This window comes from Nonomuraea guangzhouensis (assembly GCF_019396345.1).
Taxonomy (GTDB): domain Bacteria; phylum Actinomycetota; class Actinomycetes; order Streptosporangiales; family Streptosporangiaceae; genus Nonomuraea; species Nonomuraea guangzhouensis.
In genome coordinates, this window is the sequence record NZ_JAHKRM010000014.1 from 294,937 (window position 1) to 313,465 (window position 18,529).

The following is an 18,529-nucleotide window of genomic DNA, read 5'->3' on the forward strand; positions in this document are numbered from 1 at the left end:
CGTGATGGGAAAACTGACCGCGAGGGCCATCGTCGAGCGGGCCCTGGAGATCGGTGACACCGAAGGGCTCGACGCCGTGACGATCAGACGCCTGGCGGCCGACCTGGGCGTGACGCCGATGGCCCTCTACTGGCACTTCAAGAACAAGGACCAGCTGCTCATCGGCATGGCGGACCACCTGATCCTGGACTTCGTGGTCAAGGGCGGCGAGGACCGCCCGTGGCGCGACCGGCTGCGGGAGCTGGTCGAGGGCCTGGTCCGGGTCCTGCGCACCCACCCTTGCGCGAAGAACGTGCTGGAGCAGGTGGACCAGGGCGCGGTGCCCAGCTTCCTCGCGGTCTGGGACGAGGCCCTCGGCCTGGCACGGACGGCGGGGTTCAGCGTGGAGGAGTGCTGCCTGATCTCCAAGTATCTGCTGCAGAGCGCCATCTCCATCGCCGACGCCCCGGTCCACTTCCGCTCCGGCCACACCGCCGAGGAGATCGCCGAGATCGTCCGGGTGAAGCGGCTGAACCTGCAGTCACTGCCGGCCGAAAATTACCCGAACCTGGTGGAGATGGCGGGCCCGATGGTCGAGGGGATGACCGCCGACTTCTACGACTCGTTCGGCGTGGACCTGGTGGTCGGCGGCGTGGAGGCGCTGGCGGCCAAGCGTTAGAGTGCCGATCATGGCATTCGAGCTGGTCTGCGAGATCGAACCCCCTACGAAACCTGATCTGAAGCACGTCCGGCACCAGATCGGCACGATGAGCAAGATCGCGCACTCGTTCCTCATCCCCGACAACCACATCGGCCGGGCGACCGTGTCCAGCGTGGCCGTCGCGCACGAGGTCGAGGCGATGGGCGGGCGGAGCATCGCCTGCCTCAACTCCCGTGACCGCAACCTGCTCGGGTTCCGGCGCGATCTGCTGACGGCCGCGGCCTATGGGGTCGACCAGTTCCTGTTCGTCTACGGGGACAAGCCGGCCAGCGGTGGCCGGACCAGTGACCTGACCGTGCGCTCGATGATCGACGAGGCCAGGGACTTCGACGGCGGGTTCCGCGTCGGCGCGGCGGCCGGGCTGCGGCCGCTGCCCGCCTGGAAGCGCGCGGCCGACTTCCTGTTCCTCCAGGTCGGCTTCTCGCTGGAGGCCCTGCTGCGCTGGCGCGAGGCCAACCAGGTCGACGTGCCGGTCTACGCGGGCGTGATGGTCCTGGCCAGCGAAAGCCACGCCCGCGCCTTGGCCGCCGCCATCCCCGACATCGCCATCCCCGACCCGCTGATCCGCGCGGTGGCCGCCGACCGCATGGCGGGCGTGGCGGCGGCCTGCGAGCAGGTCCTGGCCATCCGCGACTCAGGCGCCTTCGACGGCGTCCACCTGATCCCGGTCAGCCGCTACCGCGACGTCGAATCGAGGCTGGCCGCCGCGCTCTGAGACCGGGCCAGCGAGGCGAACAACGTGCCGGTCAGGGCGACGGCGAACAGCAGCGCGTACGTCCGCTCGAACCCGTGCATCACCTGCCCCACCGCCACCGGCGACAGCTTGGCCAGTGTCCCCGCGTACACCTGGGCCCGTTCGACCGGGCCGACCGAGCCTGCCAGGACGCTCAGGGACACGCCCACGCTGATCACGATCCCCACGTTCATGATCATCACCCGGAACCCGTTCACCACCCCCAGGCTCCCGCGCGGCAGCGCCCGCATGACCTGCGTGGTGTTGCCGGTCAGGAACGTGCCGCTCCCGCACCCGGCCACGAACAGACCGACCCCGATGATCCAGTACGGCGTGGCGGGGTCGGCCGTCAGCATCAGGATGCCCAGGCCCAGGGCGCTCATCAGCGTGCCGCCGATCGACAGGAAGTACGGGGAGATCTTCAGCGAGCCCGCGAGCGGCGAGGCCAGGGCCATGCCGACCGGCACCGGCAGCACGCTCAGCCCGGCGGTGAAGGCGTCCACGCCCCTGGCCGCCTGGAAGTACAGCGCCACGACCAGGATCAGCGCCGCGCGGGCCAGCGCATTGCAGAACGAGGCCAGGTTCGCGAAGGCCAGCAGCCGCCCGCCGAACAGCCGCAGGTCGAGCACCGGATGCGCGGCCCGGCGCTCCACCAGTACGATCAGCGGCACCAGCACCACGAACACCGCAGCCCCGATCAGCACGGTGGGACTCGACAGCCCGGCCGAGCCCGCCTCGGACAGGGCGATCAGCGCGGCCGAGAGCGCGCCGAACAGCAGCGCGTTGCCCAGCGCGTCCACCGGTTCGCGTGGGCCACGGGGCATCTTGCGCAGGACGACCGCGCCCCAGGTCAGAGCGATCAGGCCGGCCGGCACGTTCACCCAGAAGATCCACTGCCAGCCGGCCGTCTCCGCGATGAGGCCGCCCAGCGTCGGCCCGGCGAGCTGCGCCACGGACAGGGTGCCGATGTAGACGCCCATGCCCTGGCTGAGCCGGTCGGGCGGGAACGCGTCGGTGATGATGACCGTGCCGTTGGCCAGGATCATCGCGGCGCCGATCGCCTGCAGCACGCGCATGGCGACCAGGAACCACACGCCCGGCGACAGCCCGGCCAGCAGCGAGGCCACGGTGAACAGCGCGAACCCCGTCAGGTAGATCTCCCGCCTGCCGAGCAGGTCGGCCACCCGCCCGAAGAACACCAGGCTCGCGGTGTTGACCAGCAGGAACGACAGCAGGATCCAGCCCGACTCGAACGCGCCGGCGTGGAAGTGCCGCACCACCGAGGGCAGCGCGACGTTCAGCGTGCTGCCGGCGATGCCGATGAGGACGAGCCCCAGGCTCGTCACGGAACACACGCGCCAGGCATAGCGGAGACGGCTGTCGTAATCGGGGGAGACCGCGACCATGCCCTCCACTATGACGTACGACGTACGTCCGATTTGTCGCAGGTGGTCACCTGGCCCGCTTGCGCAGCCCTTCGAGATCGTGGATCACCACGCGCCGCCGCCCGGTCTCGATCAGCCCACGGTCGCGCAGCGTCCGCAGCGCCTTGCTGACCGCCTCGCGCGAGGCCCCGGTCCACCCGGCCAGCTCGTCCTGCGAGAGCGGCAGCGCCACGCGTACGCCGCTGTTGGTCTTCTCGCCGTAACGCTCGGCCAGCTCGATCAGCCTGGTCGCCACCCGGCCCGTGGTGTCGAACGCGCCGTACTCGATCCGCTTCCTGTCGGCGTCGCGCAGCCGCCCCGTGACGAGCTGCATGAGCAGTACGGCGATGCGCCCGTGCTCCTGCAGGAACGCGGGGAAGTCGCGGATCACCATGCCCGCGATCGGCTCCAGCGCGGTGACCGTGGCCGAACGCGGGGAGCCGTCGATGGCCGACATCTCGCCGAGCAGCGCGCCCGGCCCCCGTACGGCCAGGACGACCTCGGTGCCGCTGCTCGTGTGCGACGACACCTTCACCCGGCCCTCGGTCAGCACGAGCACCCAGTCGGAGGTGTCGCCCTCGCTCATCACGGTCGTTCCGCGATCCCACCTGCGCGGGCGTCCCGCCGTGCGCATCTCCTCGACCTCGTCGGCTGTGAGCATGGAGAGGAACTCGCCGGGATCTGGGTTCATGCGCCGATTATGTCGGTACGAACACCGCCCATCTAGGTCAAGGACGTCAGAACGTAGGCACCCACGAGTTCTTCCTTGCCCTTGAGGCTCAGCTTGCCCAGAGAGTTCACCGTGACGCCGGCACCCAGTTGCCTGCGGGTCGTCTCGCCGATCACCACCGTGCCCGGTTCGGCGAGGCCCTGCAGCCTGGCGGCCACGTTCACGCAGTCGCCCATCGCGTTGAAGCCGCGCAGCTCCGGGCTGCCGATGTTGCCGACCAGGGCGGGACCGGTGTTGACGCCGACGCGGAACGTCGGCCACGCCTCCGCGTCCTCCCGCTTCCAGGCGATCTCCTCGGCCACCTCGGCGGCGGCCTCCTGCATGGCCAGGGCCGCCCGGCAGGCCGCCCTGGCGTGGCCGGTCTGCGTGGCCGGGGCGTTGAACAGGGCGAGCAGCGCGTCGCCGACGAACTGCACGATCGTGCCGCCGTTGGTCAGGATGCAGGGCACCGCGGCCGTGTGATAGCGGTTGAGCATCTCGACGATCTCGCCGGGCGTGACCCGCTCAGAGAACGTGGTGAAGCCCTTGAGGTCGGCGAAGAGCGCGGTGAGCTCCTTCATCTGGCCGCCGAGCGCCGCCTGGGCGGGGTCGGCGAGCAGGGCGGCGGCCACGTCGGGCGACATGTACTGCCGGAACAGGGTGTTGAGCTCCTGGTAGAGACGGGCGTTCTCGAGGGAGATCGAGAGCTGCCCGGCCAGGGTGGCGGCCAGCGCCTCGTCCTGCGACGTGCGGCCGACCGGCACCTCCAGCACGCCCGCCAGGTGGCCCTTGACGGTCAGCGGGAAGGCGAACAGGTTGTCGCGCCTGATCGGGGCGTCGCCGGAGAACTCGTACTCGCGCGAGCCGATCTGCGTCCTGCCGTCGGCGACCAGGCCGATCCGCACGTCGCCGTACGCCTGGCGGACGCGTTCCAGTGCGGAGGCCAGGAGGTCGGTCTCGGACAGGTGCACGCGGGTCTGGGCGCTCACCGCCACCAGAGCGCCCAATCGCTGGGAGAGCTCGCGCTCGCTGGCCAGCGCCTCGCCGGCCCGGTCGAGGATCGCGGTCTGCCCCTCGGTGAGCCGGAACTTGCCCGACAGCCGGGTCGCCGCCAGCGGCTCGCCGCGCCGTACGTGCTCGACCAACTCCTCCAGGACCTCGTCGTACTGCCGCTGGATGCGGGCCACGGTCGCCGACAGCGCCACCGAGTCGAACAGCCCGGCGCTCGACCCCTCACGCATGAACTGCAGGTACGCGCTGTAGGCGACGAAGACGAAGGCCAGCGTCAGCAGGAAGTGCCACTCCCACCAGGACAGGTGCCAGTTGAGCTGCGACATCCCGGCGATCATGGCCTCGGCGAGCAGCGCGTAGGCGGTGATCAGGCTGACCAGCATGGCCGACGGCCGCTGCCTGTGCAGCTGGAACATCATCACGCTGGCCGCGCCGTACAGGCCCAGGCCCGGCAGCGACAACCAGACGAGCCAGTCGACCGGCTCCTTGAGCGGTGGCTCGCTGAGCGGCGTCAGCCCCGGGACCAGCGAGGCCACTCCCCAGAGGATCATGAACCCGAAGAGCACGCCCCGGATGACGTGCTGGGACTTCAGTACGGTCGCCGCCGCCCGCTCGCCCAGCGGAAAGGCCGAGACGAACGCGAACGCCGAGGCGATCGTGAGCCCGACCTGCTGCCCGAGGTCGAACCCCATCGATCCGGTGGGCAGGATGATCTGCGGCGTGGCCATGCCGTGCAGGAAGAAGAACCCGGCGCTGGCCAGGAACACCATGGAGACCAGGAAGAGCCGGGCGTCCTGCCGTCTGCGTGACGCTTCGCTGATCATGGTGCCGAGCACCACGTTGAGGCCGGCCACCGCGATGATCATCCAGAAGTGGCTGGAGTGGTGCTCCCACATGATGTTGAGGTGGTCCTGGGCCAGCAGCAGCCAGAGGCCGAGCAGCGGCAGGACCAGATGGATGGCCCAGACCACCCCGCGCACCGGCTGCGTGGCAGGAGGGAGGTAGGGACTGGCGGTCGGCAAGGTCATCCTCCGTGGAGTACGTGCGCCCCCGAACAGTCCCGATTATCCACGGCCGACAGGGCCTACGACTGCGTCCTTTTCCCCACAGCCGACTTTCATGACTCGTCAAGTAGCGTCATACGCATTGTCGCGTGATGAACACGTTATGTAGTTCTTGTCATCCCTTGGAACGTTTGAAACGTGATTCTCATGCTCACCCTGAGCAACACACGTTCCTCGGAGGAAACCCGTGGCTATCAAGATTCGCGGTGGGCGCACGCTCACCCTCGCCACTGTCGGCGCACTGGCCGTGTCGCTCCTCGCCGTCGGCGGAGTCGCCACCGCGTCGTCGGCGGGAGAGGTGTACGCCTGCGTGCACAAGAAGTCGCGGTACGTCCGCATCCTCAACCCCACCACTCCGTGCAAGAAGACGGAGATCCGGATGGTGATCGGTGGCGGCGGTCAGTCGACGACCACGATCACGGAGGGCACCAAGGGCGACACCGGCCCGCAGGGCCCGAAGGGTGACACCGGCCTCCAGGGCAGGCAGGGCTTCCCCGGTAAGAACGGCAAGAACGGCAAGGATGGCCTGCCGGGCAAGGACGGCCTTCCGGGTAAGAACGGCACCGACGGCAAGGACGGCCTGCCCGGCAAGAACGGCACCGACGGCGTCGACGGCAAGGACGGCAAGGACGGCCTGCCGGGCAAGGTCGGTGCCGATGGCAAGGACGGCAAGGACGGTCTGAACGGTAAGGACGGCAAGGACGGCGCCGACGGCAAGAACGGGCTCCCGGGCAAGGACGGCGCCGACGGCAAGAACGGCAAGGACGGCCTGCCCGGTAAGGACGGCAAGGACGGCAAGGACGGCGTCGACGGTAAGGGCATCACCTACACGACCTACACCCGTTCGAACTCCTTCAGCTCCGGCAGCGGCTCCGTCTCCTGCACCAGCGGCGACGTCGCGACCGGCGGCGGCTTCTCCATCAACGGCGGTGGCAACGTCACCAGCAGCGCCCCCAACGGGGGGTCGGGCTGGTCGGTCACCGCGGTCAAGGACGACAACAACAACGTGGCCACCCAGAGCAGCGGCAACCACGGCGTGAGCGGCACCGTCTACGTGGTCTGCCTCAAGAAGTCCTGACACACCGAACGAGGGCCGGTGCGATCACCGGCCCTCGCGCGAAACCTCAGCCGAACAGCGCGGGCAGCGTGCCGGAGTGCGTCTCGCGCAGCTCCGCGACCGGCACCTCCAGCACCCCCTCCACCACCAGCGACGTGCCGCCGGTGGTGCCGAGGCCGTAGCAGGGCACCTCGTGGTCGGCGCAGAGCGCGGCGAACCGGTCGAACGCCTCCGGCCGGATCACCACCAGCGCGCGCGCCGACGACTCGCTGAACAGGTCGGTGAACGCGTCGCCGCTCAGCGACACCGTCGCCCCGATGCCCCGCGCCAGGCAGGACTCGGCCAGCGCGATGGCCAGGCCACCGTCGGACAGATCGTGGGAGCCCTCGACGAGCCCCAGCGCGGCGGCCTCCACCAGCACGGTGGCCATGGCCTGCTCGGCCGCGAGGTCGGCCTCGGGCGGCAGGCCGCCGAGGTGGCCGTGGGCGACGTGCGCCCACTCCGAGCCGCCGAACTCGTCCTTCGTCTCACCGAGCAGCGCGATGCGCAGCCCCTCGGCGACGAACCCGGTGGCGACCCGCTTGGCCACGTCGTCGATCACGCCGAGCACACCCACGACGGGTGTCGGGTGGATCGGGATCGAGCCGGTCTGGTTGTAGAAGGAGACGTTGCCGCCGGTGACCGGCACACCGAGGGTCCGGCAGGCGTCGGCGAGCCCGCGTGTGGCTTCGGCGAACTGCCACATGACCTCGGGGTCCTCGGGCGAGCCGAAGTTGAGGCAGTTGGTCACGGCCAGCGGGCGGGCCCCGGTGACGGCGACGTTGCGGTAGGCCTCGGCCAGCGCGAGCTGGGCGCCCGCGTAGGGGTCGAGCCGCGCGTAGCGGCCGTTGCCGTCGGTGGCCAGGGCGATGCCCCTGGTCGTCGGCTCGGCCCCGGCCATGATCTCGGAGATGCGCAGCATGCCGGCGTCGGCGGGCTGGGCGAGCACGGTGTTGGACCGGACGTAGCGGTCGTACTGGGAGGTCACCCACTCCTTCGACGCCAGGTTCGGCGATCCGAGCAGCTCCAGGAGGGTGGCGCGCAGGTCGGCGGGCCGCTCGAGGCGGTCGGGGGTGTCGGCGTTGAGCGCCGGCTGCCCGGCGGGCTCGTGGAACGGCCGCTCGTAGACCGGGCCGTCGTCGGCGGCGGTGCCCGGCGGGATGTCGACGATCGTCTCGCCGTCCCAGGTCATCACCAGCCGGCCGGTGTCGGTGACCTCGCCAATCACGGTGGCCGGCACATCCCACTTCTGGCAGATCGCCATGAACGCCGAGATGTCCGACGGCCGGACCACGGCCATCATCCGCTCCTGCGACTCGCTCATCAGGATCTCCTCGGGCTTGAGCGAGGGATCGCGGAGCGGGACCAGGTTGAGGTCGACGTGCATGCCGCCGGTGCCCTTGGCGGCCAGCTCGGTGGTCGCGCACGAGACGCCGGCCGCGCCGAGGTCCTGGATGCCCACGACCACGTCGGCCGCGTACAGCTCCAGGCAGCACTCGATGAGCAGCTTCTCCATGAACGGGTCGCCCACCTGCACGGCGGGCCGCTTGGCGTGCGACTCGTCCTCGAAGGTCGCCGAGGCGAGCACCGACGCGCCGCCGATGCCGTCGGGCCCGGTCGAGGCTCCGAACAGCACCACCTTGTTGCCCGGCCCCGGCGCGGTGGCCAGCTTGATCTGGTCCTTGCGCAGCAGGCCCACGCAGAGCGCGTTGACCAGCGGGTTGCCGATGTAGCAGGGGTCGAAGACGACCTCGCCGCCGATGTTGGGCAGGCCCAGGCAGTTGCCGTAGCTGCTGATGCCCTCGACCACGCCGGGCAGCACGCGCCGGGTGTCGTTCTGGTCGGCGCCGCCGAAGCGCAGCGCGTCCATGACCGCGATCGGGCGGGCCCCCATCGACATGATGTCGCGGACGATCCCGCCCACGCCGGTGGCGGCGCCCTGGTGCGGCTCCACGTAGGACGGGTGGTTGTGCGACTCGATCTTGAAGGTGGCGGCCCAGCCGTCGCCGATGTCGACGACGCCGGCGTTCTCGCCCATGCCGACGAGCAGTGCGTCGGACTTGGGGGCCTTGGTGGCGAACTGCCGCAGATGCACCTTGGACGACTTGTACGAGCAGTGCTCGGACCACATGACGCTGTAGATGGCCAGCTCGGAGCCCGTGGGACGACGGCCGAGGATCTCCTTGACCCGGTCGTACTCCTCCTGCTTCATCCCCAGCTCGGCGAACGGCATCGGCTCGGCGGGTGTTTCGACGGCCCGCTTGACGCTGTCGGTGCTCACGCGTTCACCAGCTTCTTGAGGATGGAGGTGAAGAAGCCGAGCCCGTCCGTGCTCGGCGCGCCGACCAGGTTTTCGACGGCGTGCTCGGGGTGCGGCATGAGACCGACCACGTTGCCCGCCTCGTTACGGATGCCGGCGATGTCGTTGAGGGAGCCGTTGGGGTTGCCGAGGTAGCGCACGACCACCCGGTTGTCCGCTTCGAGCGCGGCGAGCGTCTCGGCGTCGGCGACGTAGCGGCCCTCACCGTGCTTGATGGGCAGCACGACCTCCTGGCCGGGCTCGAACGAGTTGGTCCAGGGCGTGCCGGTCGACTCGACGCGCAGCCGCTGGTCACGGCAGACGTAGTGCAGCGACGCGTTGCGGGTCAGCGCGCCCGGCAGCAGGTGCGCCTCGCACAGGATCTGGAAGCCGTTGCACGTGCCGAGCACGGGCAGCCCCTCGCGGGCGGCCGGGACGAGCTCCCGCATCAGCGGGGCGAACCGGGAGATGGCGCCACACCGCAGGTAGTCGCCGTAGGAGAAGCCGCCGGGCAGGAAGACGGCGTCCACACCCTTGAGGTCATGGTCGGCGTGCCACAGCGGAACGGCTTCCGCGCCGGACAGTCTGATCGCTCTGGCGGCGTCCTGGTCGTCGAGAGTTCCTGGAAAGGTGACTACCCCCACGCGGGCGCTCATGTCTTGCGTCTCCTCCAGCGTTTCGTGGTGTGCACAGCAAGGCTATCTGGTGCTCGTCCATGCCACTCAACGGCGTCACGCACACACGCCTGGAGACGGGCCGTCGGGACGGCCCGTTGCGGGGTTGAGAGTTCGGCTAGACCGCGGCCAGCTCGCGGGAGCGGCGGTTCGCCGTTTCCTCCCAGGCGAGGGTCTTGCGGAGGTGGACCGTGGTGCCACGGCCGGGAGTGATGCCGAAGGAGATCTCATCCACGACCGAGCGCATGATCAGCAGGCCGCGGCCGTTCTCGGTGTCGGGGGGTGGAAAGGTCAGGGGCATCGAGGGGATGCCGACGCCGTTGTCGACGACGCGTACATCGCAGCGGCCGGAGCCGATCGAGGCCGTGACCTCGTAACGGTTGGCCGGGCCGCCGTGGCGTACCGCGTTGGAGCACGCCTCGGAGACCGCGAGCAGCATGTCGGAGATGCACGCCTCGCTCACGTTGAGCGAACGCATCGCATCTCCCAGCACTCGCCTGACCATCGGTATGCCGATCGCATCCCGGGGCAGCGCCAACGAGAACTCAATATCCACCGGACTCCTCCGGGCTCCGGAATGTCACCTGGAGTAGGTTTCCCCGTGAAATCGGGGCTAACCGCAAAATCACGTTGTTGTTATTTAGTGTTGGCAAGCTCGTGGCATTGTGGCACGCCCGAACCGGACTTTAGCCGGTCGCGGGTATTTCCAGGCGTCAAATGTGCCGTTCTACGGTTCGACGCGCACGGTGTAGTCCTCGATGACGGTGTTGGCCAGCAGGGTCTCGGCCATCTTTCGGACGTCCGCAAGTGCCGCCTCGTCGGCCGGCCCCTCCAGGTCGACCTCGAAGCGCTTGCCCTGGCGTACGGCTGCGACTCCGGAGAAGCCCAGCCTGGGCAGTGCGCGGGCGATGGCCTGGCCCTGCGGATCAAGAATCTCGGGCTTCAGCATGACGTCTACGATGACGCGCGCCACTGCGTTCCTCCTGGATGCGGCGGGAGTTGGGAAAGCCAGCCTACCGGCGCGTGTGGCAGGCAACACAACGGGAAGTGGGAGGGGATGGGGGCTTGCGCGAAGGGCTGTGACGTCTGCCACGATGTCCCCAAACGCGTACGAACCACCACCACATGGTCCGACGCTCGAAAGGCTGGCCTAAGGTGGCAACCCCATCGACCCCGGCCCTGACCGCACAGGAGTGGCACGTGACACTCGACGCCTCTCGTGGTGCGCAAGCACCCCCGGAGCTCGTCCAGCTCCTCACCCCCGAGGGTGAGCGGGTCGAGCATCCCGACTACGACATCGATCTCAAGCCAGAAGAGGTCAGGTCCCTCTATCGCGACCTCGTGCTCGTCCGGCGCATCGACCTGGAGGCCGTCGCGCTGCAGCGGCAGGGCGAGCTCGGCATCTGGGCGTCGCTGCTCGGCCAGGAGGCCGCGCAGATCGGCTCCGGCCGGGCGCTGACCGACGCGGACATGGCCTTCCCCACCTACCGTGAGCACGGAGTGGCCTGGTGCCGTGACGTCGACCCGGTGAAGCTGCTCGGCCTGTTCCGCGGGGTGAACCATGGTGGATGGGACCCCAAGGAGCACAACTTCCACCTGTACACGATCGTGATCGGCAGCCAGACCCTGCACGCTGTCGGCTACGCGATGGGCGTCCAGCGCGACGACGCGACAGCGGCCGTGATCGCCTACTTCGGCGACGGCGCCAGCTCCCAGGGCGACGTGAACGAGTCATTCGTCTGGGCCAGCGTGTTCAACGCGCCGATCGTGTTCTTCTGCCAGAACAACCAGTGGGCCATCTCCGAGCCGCTGGAGAAGCAGAGCCGCATCCCCCTCTACCGCCGGGCCTCCGGGTTCGGCTTCCCCGGCATCCGGGTCGACGGCAACGACGTGTTCGCCTGCCTCGCCGTGACCAAGCAGGCGCTCAAGAACGCCCGCGAAGGCCAGGGCCCGGTGCTCATCGAGGCGTTCACGTACCGGATGGGCGCCCACACCACCACGGACGACCCGACGCGCTACCGCGTGGCGAGCGAGCTGGAGGCGTGGAAGCTCAAGGACCCGATCGAGCGGGTCAAGGCGTACCTGTTCAAGAACGAGTTCGCCGACCAGGCCTTCTTCGACTCGGTCGAGGGCGAGGCCGACCAGCTCGGCGCCGACCTGCGCAGGCGCTGCCTGGCGATGCCCGACCCCGAACCGCTCGACATCTTCGACCACGTGTACGCCGAGCCGCACGCGCTGATCGACGAGGAACGCGCCCAGTACGCCGCTTACCTGGAGGGCTTCAGTGAGTGAGCGAAGCGAGCGAACCAATAAGCACAGCATGACTCTCATGCCGCCGACGAAGGAGGCGTCATGAGCGTGCTCAGCCTGTCCAAGGCGCTCAACGAGGGCATGCGCAAGGCCATGGAGGACGACCCCAAGGTCCTCATCATGGGCGAGGACGTCGGCAAGCTCGGCGGCGTGTTCCGCGTCACCGACGGCCTGCAGAAGGACTTCGGCGAGGACCGGGTCATCGACACCCCGCTGGCCGAGTCGGGCATCATCGGCACCGCGATCGGTCTGGCGCTGCGCGGCTACCGGCCGGTGTGCGAGATCCAGTTCGACGGCTTCGTATTCCCCGCGGCCGACCAGATCATCACCCAGCTCGCCAAGATGCCGATGCGCTCGCTCGGCGCGATCAAGCTGCCCGTGGTCGTACGCATCCCCTGCGGCGGCGGCATCGGCGCGGTCGAGCACCACAGCGAGTCCCCCGAGGCGTACTTCACGCACACCGCCGGGCTGCGCGTGGTGGCCTGCTCCAACCCGGCCGACGCCTACACGATGATCCAGCAGGCCATCCGCTGCGAAGACCCGGTCATCTTCTTCGAGCCCAAGCGGCGCTACTGGGAGAAGGCCGAGGTCGACACCGTCGACACCGACTGGTGGACGCCCCTCGACCGGGGCCGGACCGTGCGCCAGGGCACCGACATCACGCTGATCGCCTATGGCCCGATGGTGAAGACCTGCCTGGAGGCCGCCACGGCCGCCGAGGCCGACGGGCGCTCGGTCGAGGTCATCGACCTGCGCTCGCTCAACCCGCTCGACGCGCCGCTGGTCATGGACTCGGTACGCCGTACCGGCCGGGCCGTGGTGGTGCACGAGGCGCCGGTCAACAGCGGCTTCGGCGCCGAGCTGGCGGCCCGGATCACCGAGCAGTGCTTCTATCGGCTTGAGTCGCCGGTGCTGCGCGTCGGCGGCTTCTCCACGCCTTACCCCCCGTCGAAGCTGGAGGAGCACTACCTGCCCGACCTGGACAGAGTGCTCGACGCCGTCGACCGTGCCTTCGGCTACTGAGGAGGGGCCTCATGCGACGTGAATTCAAGCTCCCCGACGTCGGCGAAGGCCTGACGGAGGCGGAGATCGTCCGCTGGCACGTCAAGGCCGGCGACGCGGTCAAGGTCAACCAGATCGTCGTGGAGATCGAGACGGCCAAGTCCATCGTCGAACTGCCGATCCCCTGGGACGGCGTGGTCTCCGGCCTGATGGCCGACGAGGGCCAGACGATCGACGTCGGCCTGCCGATCATCGCCGTCGACACGGACGAGGCGGACGACACCGCCGGCCAACCGGCCGACACCTCCGCCACCTCCGGCCGGGCGGCCGCCGCTTCCGGAGACGAGGCCGGCCGGATCGAGGCGCTGGCGGACGACCTGGTCCCGCGCCCCCCGGCCGAGGGAGCCGTCGAACCCGGCGCCCACGGCAGCCCCGCGCCCAAGGAGGAACGCCAGGCGGTCCTGGTCGGCTACGGCGTCAAGACCGGCACCACCAAACGCCGCCCGCGCAAAGCCCGCCCTGACACGCCCTCCGGCTCCGACCAGCCGCCGGTGATCCCGGCCGCTCCGGTCGCGAACCCGTCCCGCATCGAGGTCTCCACCGCGCCTGGCGCGGGCCCGGCGGGACGCGGCTCTGCGGAGCTCGGCGCGACGCGGGGCCCCGTGGAGGACGGCGCGGCCCAGGGTCCCGTGGGAGGCGGCGCGGCCCGTACGGACCTCAGTCCGTCGCAGGTCGCCGTCCTGGCCAAACCGCCGGTCCGCAAGCTGGCCAAGGACCTGGGTGTCGACCTGGCCGGCCTGGCGGGTTCGGGCCCTCACGGCTCGATCACCCGGGACGACGTCCACGCCGCTGCGGCGGGGCCCGCCCCTCAGGCGACTCAGGCGGCCCCCCAGCAGGGCGAGGAGCGCATCCCCGTCAAGGGCGTCCGCAAGATGACCGCCCAGGCCATGGTGGCCAGCGCGTTCACCGCCCCGCACGTCACCGAGTTCCTGCAGCTCGACGTCACCGAGACCATGGACGCGGTCCGGCGGCTGCGGACTCTCCCGGACTTCGGCGAGGTCAAGGTCTCGCCGCTGCTCCTGGTCGCCAAGGCGGTGCTCACGGCCGTCAGACGGTATCCGATGATCAACTCCTCGTGGGACGAGGCCGCTCAGGAGATCGTGGTCAAGCACTACGTCAACCTGGGCATCGCCGCGGCCACCCCACGCGGTCTCGTCGTCCCCAACATCAAGTCCGCCCACCAGCTGTCCCTCCCCGACCTGGCCGCCGAACTGGGCCGGCTGACGGAGATCGCCAGGGCGGGCCGCACCCAACCGGCCGAGATGTCGGGTGGCACGATCACGATCACGAACGTGGGCGTGTTCGGCGTCGACACCGGCACCCCGATCCTGAACCCGGGCGAGGCCGCCATCCTCGCCTTCGGTCAGATAAGGGACATGCCGTGGGTGGTGGACGGCGAGCTGGCGGTGCGCAAGGTCACGACACTGGCACTCTCCTTCGACCACCGGATCGTGGACGGCGAGCTGGGGTCGCTGTTCCTGCGCGACGTCGGCGCCATGCTGGAGGACCCCCTCCGCATGCTCGCCTGGAGCTGACCGACGGCGACCCGCCCGCCTGACCTAGGGCGGGACCCGCTCGTCCAACCAAGGGTCCGCTTGTCTAACCGAAAGTGGGCGTGAGGACCCGCTTGTCGGCCGAGGTCGGGCCGTATGACCCGACCCAGACGGGCGCGCCCAGAGCGTCCGCCACCGCCGCGGGCCAGTCGGTGACGGCATCGCCGTACACCGGCTTGGCCCGCAACAGGCGAGCGGTGAGCGCGGCACCGCCCCCGACCTGGAGGCCCGTCTCAAACCCCTCGTACGCCTGGCACAGCCGAGACACCGGCGCATCCAGGTGCGTGAGCGCCAGCCCGTCGACACCCCCCGCCGCCTCCACCGCGTACCGATGCGCCACGGCATCGAAATGCCCCACCCGGAACGGCCCCTGCCACGGCCCCGTGCCGTTGTGCCGCTCCGGCAGCTCCAGCGTGGGGTCCTCCGTGACCAGCGGCCCCGGCCCATGCCGCGGCGTGTAGGTCCGCAGCACGCCGAGCCGGACGGCCCCGGCCCCGCCCAGCAGCTCCTGCGCGTTCGCGAACGTCGTGGTGCTCCAGGTCGTGTACGGGTCGAACCCGTGGTTCTCGTCCAGCAACACCCCCTGCGCCCCCTCGAACACCACCGGCCCCCGCCTGAGCAGGTCATCAGCCGAATCCACCAGCCGGACCCGCGACGCGAACCCCCGGTAGGCCGCCACGCAGTCCGCCACCGGCGGCCCGTCCACACCCAGCGCCTCCCGCAGCACGCCGAGCTTGCGGGTCAGCGTCGCGGGAGAGTCGCCCGCGCGCGGGGCGAGCGAGCCGTGCGCCAGCGCGTACGCCATCGTCTCGCCGACGCCCATCCCGCACGACCCGTGCCGCTCAGCCCCGCGCGCCAGCTCCCGCCGGCGGCCCGCCTCGATGTGGTACGGCGTGGCCAGCAGGCAATCCCGGTGGACCGTGAGCAACCCGAACGGATCCGGCACGCCGAGCCGGGCCAGATGGGCGGCTTCGGCGGAGAGCGCCAGCGGATCGACCACCACGAACCTCGACAGATGCGTCGGCACACCCCGCAACGTCCCCGAGCCGAACTGCGCGAACGTGTGGTGCCGGCCATCCGGCAGCACCACGTTGTGCGCCGCCTGCGCGCCGCCGTTGAAGCGGATCACCGCGTGGACCGGCCGGGTGGCGCACAGCCAGTCCACGACGGTGCCCTTGCCCGCGTCGCCGTACCCGAGGTCGGCGACGATGACGTGTTCGCTCCCGTCGAGCGGCTCTGAGATGGCGTGTTCGCTCACGCGTCCAGCCCGTCGAGCGGCTCCGACACCACCAGGGTGCCGCGGTCGAGCTTGGCCAGCGCCTTCGACACCGAGGCGCCGGCGCGTGAGCCGAGCCCGGCCAGGTCGTCGAGGCCCTCGTCGAGGCCGATGGCGTCCTCGCCGAGCCCGATCGTGAGGGCGATCGTCTCGCAGACCGCGTCCAGGTCGTCGAGCTCCAGGACGTTCTGGCCGAGCAGGTCGCGCCAGGTGCCCAGCACCTTCGCGTTCCCGGCGTAGCTGGCCCCGGCGGGCAGGATGTAGTAGACGTCGTACTTCCTGGTCAGCTCGGCGACCATCGTCGCGACGTCGATGTCGCGCTGGCGCGGGCCGCCGATCAGCTTGCTGACGGCCTTCCCGCTGACCCGCGGATAGGGCAGCTCGTCGCCGATCATGAACAGGTATCCCCGCTTGCCGCGCTTCTCGTAGCAGTCGATCGAGGTGTGCCGGGCCATGAAGTACATGGCCAGCTCGTACGACTCGGACATCTGGCCGCCGCCCCCGCCCTCCAGCAGGATCTGGCCGAGCTGTTCGTCCATGCGGTTGTCGGACTCGAACTGCCCGACCTGGAGCGGTGCCCGGTCGCAGGTGGCGTCACCGATCGCGCCGAACATGATCTGCGGATCCGTGGCGTACCCCTTGCGCAGCAGCAGCCCGAGCAGGTCGGGCAGCTTGGCCTGCAGCGTGCGCGGGACGTGGCCCATCGAGCCGGTGACGTCGAAGAGCACGGCGACGGCCAGCGAGTCCGGGTGCTCGTCGGAGTCGCGGCACTCCCGCGTGACGCCGAACGGGTCGAGGTCGGGGTGGGTGGTGGAGGCGCCGCTGTCGCTGTAGGCGAAGGCGCTGGCGCCGGTGGCGGCCCGGTAGCGGGCGGCCGAGCTGTAGACGTCGGTGGACCAGATTCCGCTGCCCATGATCTTCTCCTTAGAGGTGAAGGGGCCGGTAGGTACGCGGCCCGTAAAGGTCTTCGAGGAGCTCGTCGAGTTCGGCGAGCAGCGCCCACGCGTCGGAGGGCGGGCGCCGCAGGCAGCCGTGGACGAAGGCGCGCATCGCCCGGGGGTGGTCGCCGAGCAGTCCGGCGACGCATCGGGTGACGCCCAGGACGTCGTCCGAGGCGTCCTTCGAGGCGCTGGTGAGCTGCGAGGCGCACCAGTCGACGAGGACGAGTCCGTGGTCGATGGGGTGGACGAGTACGTGGCGGGGGAGCACGGCGCCGTGCGTGACTCCGGCCCGGTGCGCCAGGCCGGTGGCCACCAGCAGCCGCCGCCAGATCCAGGCCACGTCCCGGGGGTCGAGGCCGCTGCCGAGCCTGGTCAGGGTGACGAAGCCGCTGGGTGCCCGGCTGAGGACGTTCGCCTGCCGTACGGTCCGCCCGGCTTTATGCCGAAATTTCGAGACAAGGCGGGGGATGTACGGCAGGAAGCGCGGGTCCGCGTCCGAGGCGATCTGTGTGAGTGCGGCGGCCTCCCGCACCAGCAGGTGGTTGTCGGCCGGGTCGCGCGGCAGCTTGAGCAGCGCGTCGCCGTCGGCCGGGTACAGGACGGCGGTGCCGCCCCGATGCAGGAGCGGCCCGATCCGATGAGGCCCGACCCGCTGACCGTGGTTGTAGTCGGACCACAGCTCGGCCAGCCGGGCGAACGCCGCCGCGGTCCCCGGAGACACGTCCGGGTGGAGTAACCGGGCCAGGCGCCGGTAGACCCGCGCGGGGGAGTCGCCCGCGAAGAGGTCGGCGGCCGAACGCGCCCCTGTGACGATCGACGCGGCCTCCTCGGCGTTCACCGGATCTCCTCCTCCCGTGAGGGCCGCAGCAGGGCGGGATGCAGCAGCCGGGCGTCGCCCGCGCGGTACAGCTTGGCCCGCGGTCCGCCCTTGGGCCCGCCGGTCTGCGTGGTCTCGCCGGTGCCCTCCACGAACCCGGGCACCGACAGCACCTTCCGGTGGAAGTTGCCCGCGTGCAGCGGCGTGCCCCACACGCTCTCGTAGATCAGCCGCAGCTCGGAGATCGTGAACGTGTCGCCGGCGAAGGCCGTGGCCAGCGGGGTGTACTCCAGCTTCGACCGGGCCCGCTCCACGCCGTCGGCCAGGATGCGCTGATGGTCGAAGGCCAGCCGCGGCACGTCGTCGACCGGATGCCACACGGCCGCCGCCGCGTCGGTGCCCGCCCGGGGGTCGGGCAGGTCGGGGGCGAAGGCCAGGTACGAGATCGACACCACGCGCATCCGCGGGTCCCGGCCGGGGCCGCCGTAGCTGGCCAGTTGCTCGATGTGCGCGGGCGCGGTGTCCAGCCCGGTCTCCTCGGCCAGCTCGCGTGCCGCCGCCTCGGCCAGGTCCTCGTCGGGCCGGATGAAGCCGCCGGGCAGTGCCCAGGCGCCCTCGTACGGCTCGACGCCGCGCTCCACGATCAGGACGTGCAGCCGCCGGTCGCGGATGGTCAGCGCCACCACGTCGACCGTCACCGCGACCGGTGCGTACCGCCGCGGGTCGTAGCCGGCCAGGAAATCTTCCATCCCACGTCCTTCTCACAGTGAGTCAATCTCGACCTGAGAATAACCAGCCCGCTCCGAGATGTCCAGAAATTTGGGCATTTACGAGATCGCGATTAGTTGTTAAGAAGGTTT

At 70.1% G+C, this 18,529-nt stretch carries 17 protein-coding genes; 6 read left to right on the forward strand and 11 right to left on the reverse strand.

Annotated elements, in window-relative coordinates; all coding sequences use genetic code 11:
• The first annotated feature begins 4 nt into the window (after positions 1 to 4).
• Positions 5 to 658: a TetR/AcrR family transcriptional regulator gene (locus KME78_RS29180; protein ID WP_246652060.1), complete on the forward strand. Its 654-nt coding sequence runs from the start codon at positions 5 to 7 to the stop codon at positions 656 to 658.
• Between the two features lie 10 nt (positions 659 to 668).
• Complete coding sequence (locus tag KME78_RS29185) at positions 669 to 1,415, forward strand: methylenetetrahydrofolate reductase (protein ID WP_219532569.1); 747 nt, start codon at positions 669 to 671, stop codon at positions 1,413 to 1,415.
• Here the strand turns inward: KME78_RS29185 and KME78_RS29190 are convergent.
• The 3 genes from KME78_RS29190 to KME78_RS29200 are packed head-to-tail and all read right to left on the reverse strand — an operon-like array spanning position 1,376 to position 5,605.
• On the reverse strand, positions 1,376 to 2,839 hold the full coding sequence (locus KME78_RS29190; protein ID WP_219532570.1) for an MFS transporter: 1,464 nt from the start codon (positions 2,837 to 2,839) through the stop codon (positions 1,376 to 1,378). The genes KME78_RS29185 and KME78_RS29190 overlap by 40 nt on opposite strands.
• A 46-nt stretch (positions 2,840 to 2,885) precedes the next feature.
• Entirely contained in the window at positions 2,886 to 3,548 is a 663-nt protein-coding gene (locus KME78_RS29195) for a Crp/Fnr family transcriptional regulator (RefSeq protein ID WP_219532571.1), read from the reverse strand.
• Between the two features lie 32 nt (positions 3,549 to 3,580).
• Positions 3,581 to 5,605 (reverse strand): adenylate/guanylate cyclase domain-containing protein, encoded by a 2,025-nt coding sequence (locus tag KME78_RS29200; protein WP_219532572.1) that lies wholly within the window; start codon positions 5,603 to 5,605, stop codon positions 3,581 to 3,583.
• 223 nt (positions 5,606 to 5,828) lie between these two features.
• On the opposite strand from KME78_RS29200, the gene KME78_RS29205 reads away from it, so the two are divergent.
• Positions 5,829 to 6,719 carry a collagen-like domain-containing protein gene (locus KME78_RS29205; RefSeq protein ID WP_219532573.1) on the forward strand — a complete coding sequence of 297 codons (891 nt, stop codon included), beginning with the start codon at positions 5,829 to 5,831 and terminating at the stop codon, positions 6,717 to 6,719.
• A 46-nt stretch (positions 6,720 to 6,765) separates the two neighbouring features.
• Here KME78_RS29205 and purL read toward each other — a convergent pair whose 3' ends face one another.
• The 4 genes from purL to purS all read right to left on the reverse strand — a co-directional run bounded on the left by purL (position 6,766) and on the right by purS (position 10,683).
• On the reverse strand, positions 6,766 to 8,970 hold the full coding sequence (gene purL / locus KME78_RS29210; RefSeq protein WP_219532618.1) for a phosphoribosylformylglycinamidine synthase subunit PurL: 2,205 nt from the start codon (positions 8,968 to 8,970) through the stop codon (positions 6,766 to 6,768).
• A gap of 44 nt (positions 8,971 to 9,014) precedes the next feature.
• On the reverse strand, positions 9,015 to 9,692 hold the full coding sequence (gene purQ / locus KME78_RS29215) for a phosphoribosylformylglycinamidine synthase subunit PurQ (protein ID WP_219532574.1): 678 nt from the start codon (positions 9,690 to 9,692) through the stop codon (positions 9,015 to 9,017).
• Positions 9,693 to 9,828: 136 nt separating this feature from the next.
• On the reverse strand, positions 9,829 to 10,215 hold the full coding sequence (locus KME78_RS29220) for an ATP-binding protein (RefSeq protein ID WP_219532620.1): 387 nt from the start codon (positions 10,213 to 10,215) through the stop codon (positions 9,829 to 9,831).
• A gap of 222 nt (positions 10,216 to 10,437) precedes the next feature.
• The gene (gene purS, locus KME78_RS29225) at positions 10,438 to 10,683 is read right to left on the reverse strand and encodes a phosphoribosylformylglycinamidine synthase subunit PurS (protein WP_219532575.1); all 246 of its coding nucleotides are present in this window, start codon (positions 10,681 to 10,683) and stop codon (positions 10,438 to 10,440) included.
• A gap of 227 nt (positions 10,684 to 10,910) precedes the next feature.
• Here purS and pdhA point away from each other — a divergent pair, with 227 nt between their 5' ends.
• From pdhA to KME78_RS29240, 3 genes are read left to right on the forward strand one after another with little or no spacing between them, the layout of a single operon-like run.
• Positions 10,911 to 12,002: a pyruvate dehydrogenase (acetyl-transferring) E1 component subunit alpha gene (gene pdhA, locus KME78_RS29230; RefSeq protein WP_219532576.1), complete on the forward strand. Its 1,092-nt coding sequence runs from the start codon at positions 10,911 to 10,913 to the stop codon at positions 12,000 to 12,002.
• Between the two features lie 60 nt (positions 12,003 to 12,062).
• A complete protein-coding gene (locus KME78_RS29235; protein ID WP_219532577.1) occupies positions 12,063 to 13,043 on the forward strand; it encodes an alpha-ketoacid dehydrogenase subunit beta in 981 nt (326 codons plus the stop codon).
• An 11-nt stretch (positions 13,044 to 13,054) separates the two neighbouring features.
• Positions 13,055 to 14,617: a dihydrolipoamide acetyltransferase family protein gene (locus tag KME78_RS29240; protein ID WP_219532578.1), complete on the forward strand. Its 1,563-nt coding sequence runs from the start codon at positions 13,055 to 13,057 to the stop codon at positions 14,615 to 14,617.
• A gap of 64 nt (positions 14,618 to 14,681) precedes the next feature.
• On the opposite strand, the gene KME78_RS29245 is transcribed toward KME78_RS29240, so the two are convergent.
• From KME78_RS29245 to KME78_RS29260, 4 genes are read right to left on the reverse strand one after another with little or no spacing between them, the layout of a single operon-like run.
• On the reverse strand, positions 14,682 to 15,893 hold the full coding sequence (locus tag KME78_RS29245; protein WP_308127176.1) for an adenylosuccinate synthetase: 1,212 nt from the start codon (positions 15,891 to 15,893) through the stop codon (positions 14,682 to 14,684).
• Positions 15,890 to 16,825, reverse strand: a complete 936-nt coding sequence (locus KME78_RS29250) for a hypothetical protein (protein WP_219532579.1) — start codon at positions 16,823 to 16,825, stop codon at positions 15,890 to 15,892. The genes KME78_RS29245 and KME78_RS29250 overlap by 4 nt, the downstream gene beginning before the upstream one ends.
• Before the next feature lie 10 nt (positions 16,826 to 16,835).
• The gene (locus KME78_RS29255) at positions 16,836 to 17,690 is read right to left on the reverse strand and encodes a molecular chaperone DnaJ (RefSeq protein ID WP_219532580.1); all 855 of its coding nucleotides are present in this window, start codon (positions 17,688 to 17,690) and stop codon (positions 16,836 to 16,838) included.
• Complete coding sequence (locus KME78_RS29260; RefSeq protein ID WP_219532581.1) at positions 17,687 to 18,418, reverse strand: NUDIX hydrolase; 732 nt, start codon at positions 18,416 to 18,418, stop codon at positions 17,687 to 17,689. Before KME78_RS29260 ends, KME78_RS29255 begins: the two co-directional genes overlap by 4 nt.
• Between the last annotated feature and the right edge of the window lie 111 nt (positions 18,419 to 18,529).

What these genes read in the sequence shown, in the direction of transcription:
- KME78_RS29240 (WP_219532578.1), top strand. Translation starts at nt 13,055, where the DNA reads ATGCGACGTGAATTCAAGCTCCCCGACGTCGGCGAAGGCCTGACGGAG.
- purQ (WP_219532574.1), bottom strand. Translation starts at nt 9,692, where the DNA reads ATGAGCGCCCGCGTGGGGGTAGTCACCTTTCCAGGAACTCTCGACGAC.
- KME78_RS29200 (WP_219532572.1), bottom strand. Translation starts at nt 5,605, where the DNA reads ATGACCTTGCCGACCGCCAGTCCCTACCTCCCTCCTGCCACGCAGCCG.
- KME78_RS29250 (WP_219532579.1), bottom strand. Translation starts at nt 16,825, where the DNA reads ATGGGCAGCGGAATCTGGTCCACCGACGTCTACAGCTCGGCCGCCCGC.
- KME78_RS29195 (WP_219532571.1), bottom strand. Translation starts at nt 3,548, where the DNA reads ATGAACCCAGATCCCGGCGAGTTCCTCTCCATGCTCACAGCCGACGAG.
- KME78_RS29235 (WP_219532577.1), top strand. Translation starts at nt 12,063, where the DNA reads ATGAGCGTGCTCAGCCTGTCCAAGGCGCTCAACGAGGGCATGCGCAAG.
- KME78_RS29190 (WP_219532570.1), bottom strand. Translation starts at nt 2,839, where the DNA reads ATGGTCGCGGTCTCCCCCGATTACGACAGCCGTCTCCGCTATGCCTGG.
- KME78_RS29260 (WP_219532581.1), bottom strand. Translation starts at nt 18,418, where the DNA reads ATGGAAGATTTCCTGGCCGGCTACGACCCGCGGCGGTACGCACCGGTC.
- KME78_RS29220 (WP_219532620.1), bottom strand. Translation starts at nt 10,215, where the DNA reads ATGGTCAGGCGAGTGCTGGGAGATGCGATGCGTTCGCTCAACGTGAGC.
- KME78_RS29180 (WP_246652060.1), top strand. Translation starts at nt 5, where the DNA reads ATGGGAAAACTGACCGCGAGGGCCATCGTCGAGCGGGCCCTGGAGATC.
- KME78_RS29185 (WP_219532569.1), top strand. Translation starts at nt 669, where the DNA reads ATGGCATTCGAGCTGGTCTGCGAGATCGAACCCCCTACGAAACCTGAT.
- purL (WP_219532618.1), bottom strand. Translation starts at nt 8,970, where the DNA reads ATGCCGTTCGCCGAGCTGGGGATGAAGCAGGAGGAGTACGACCGGGTC.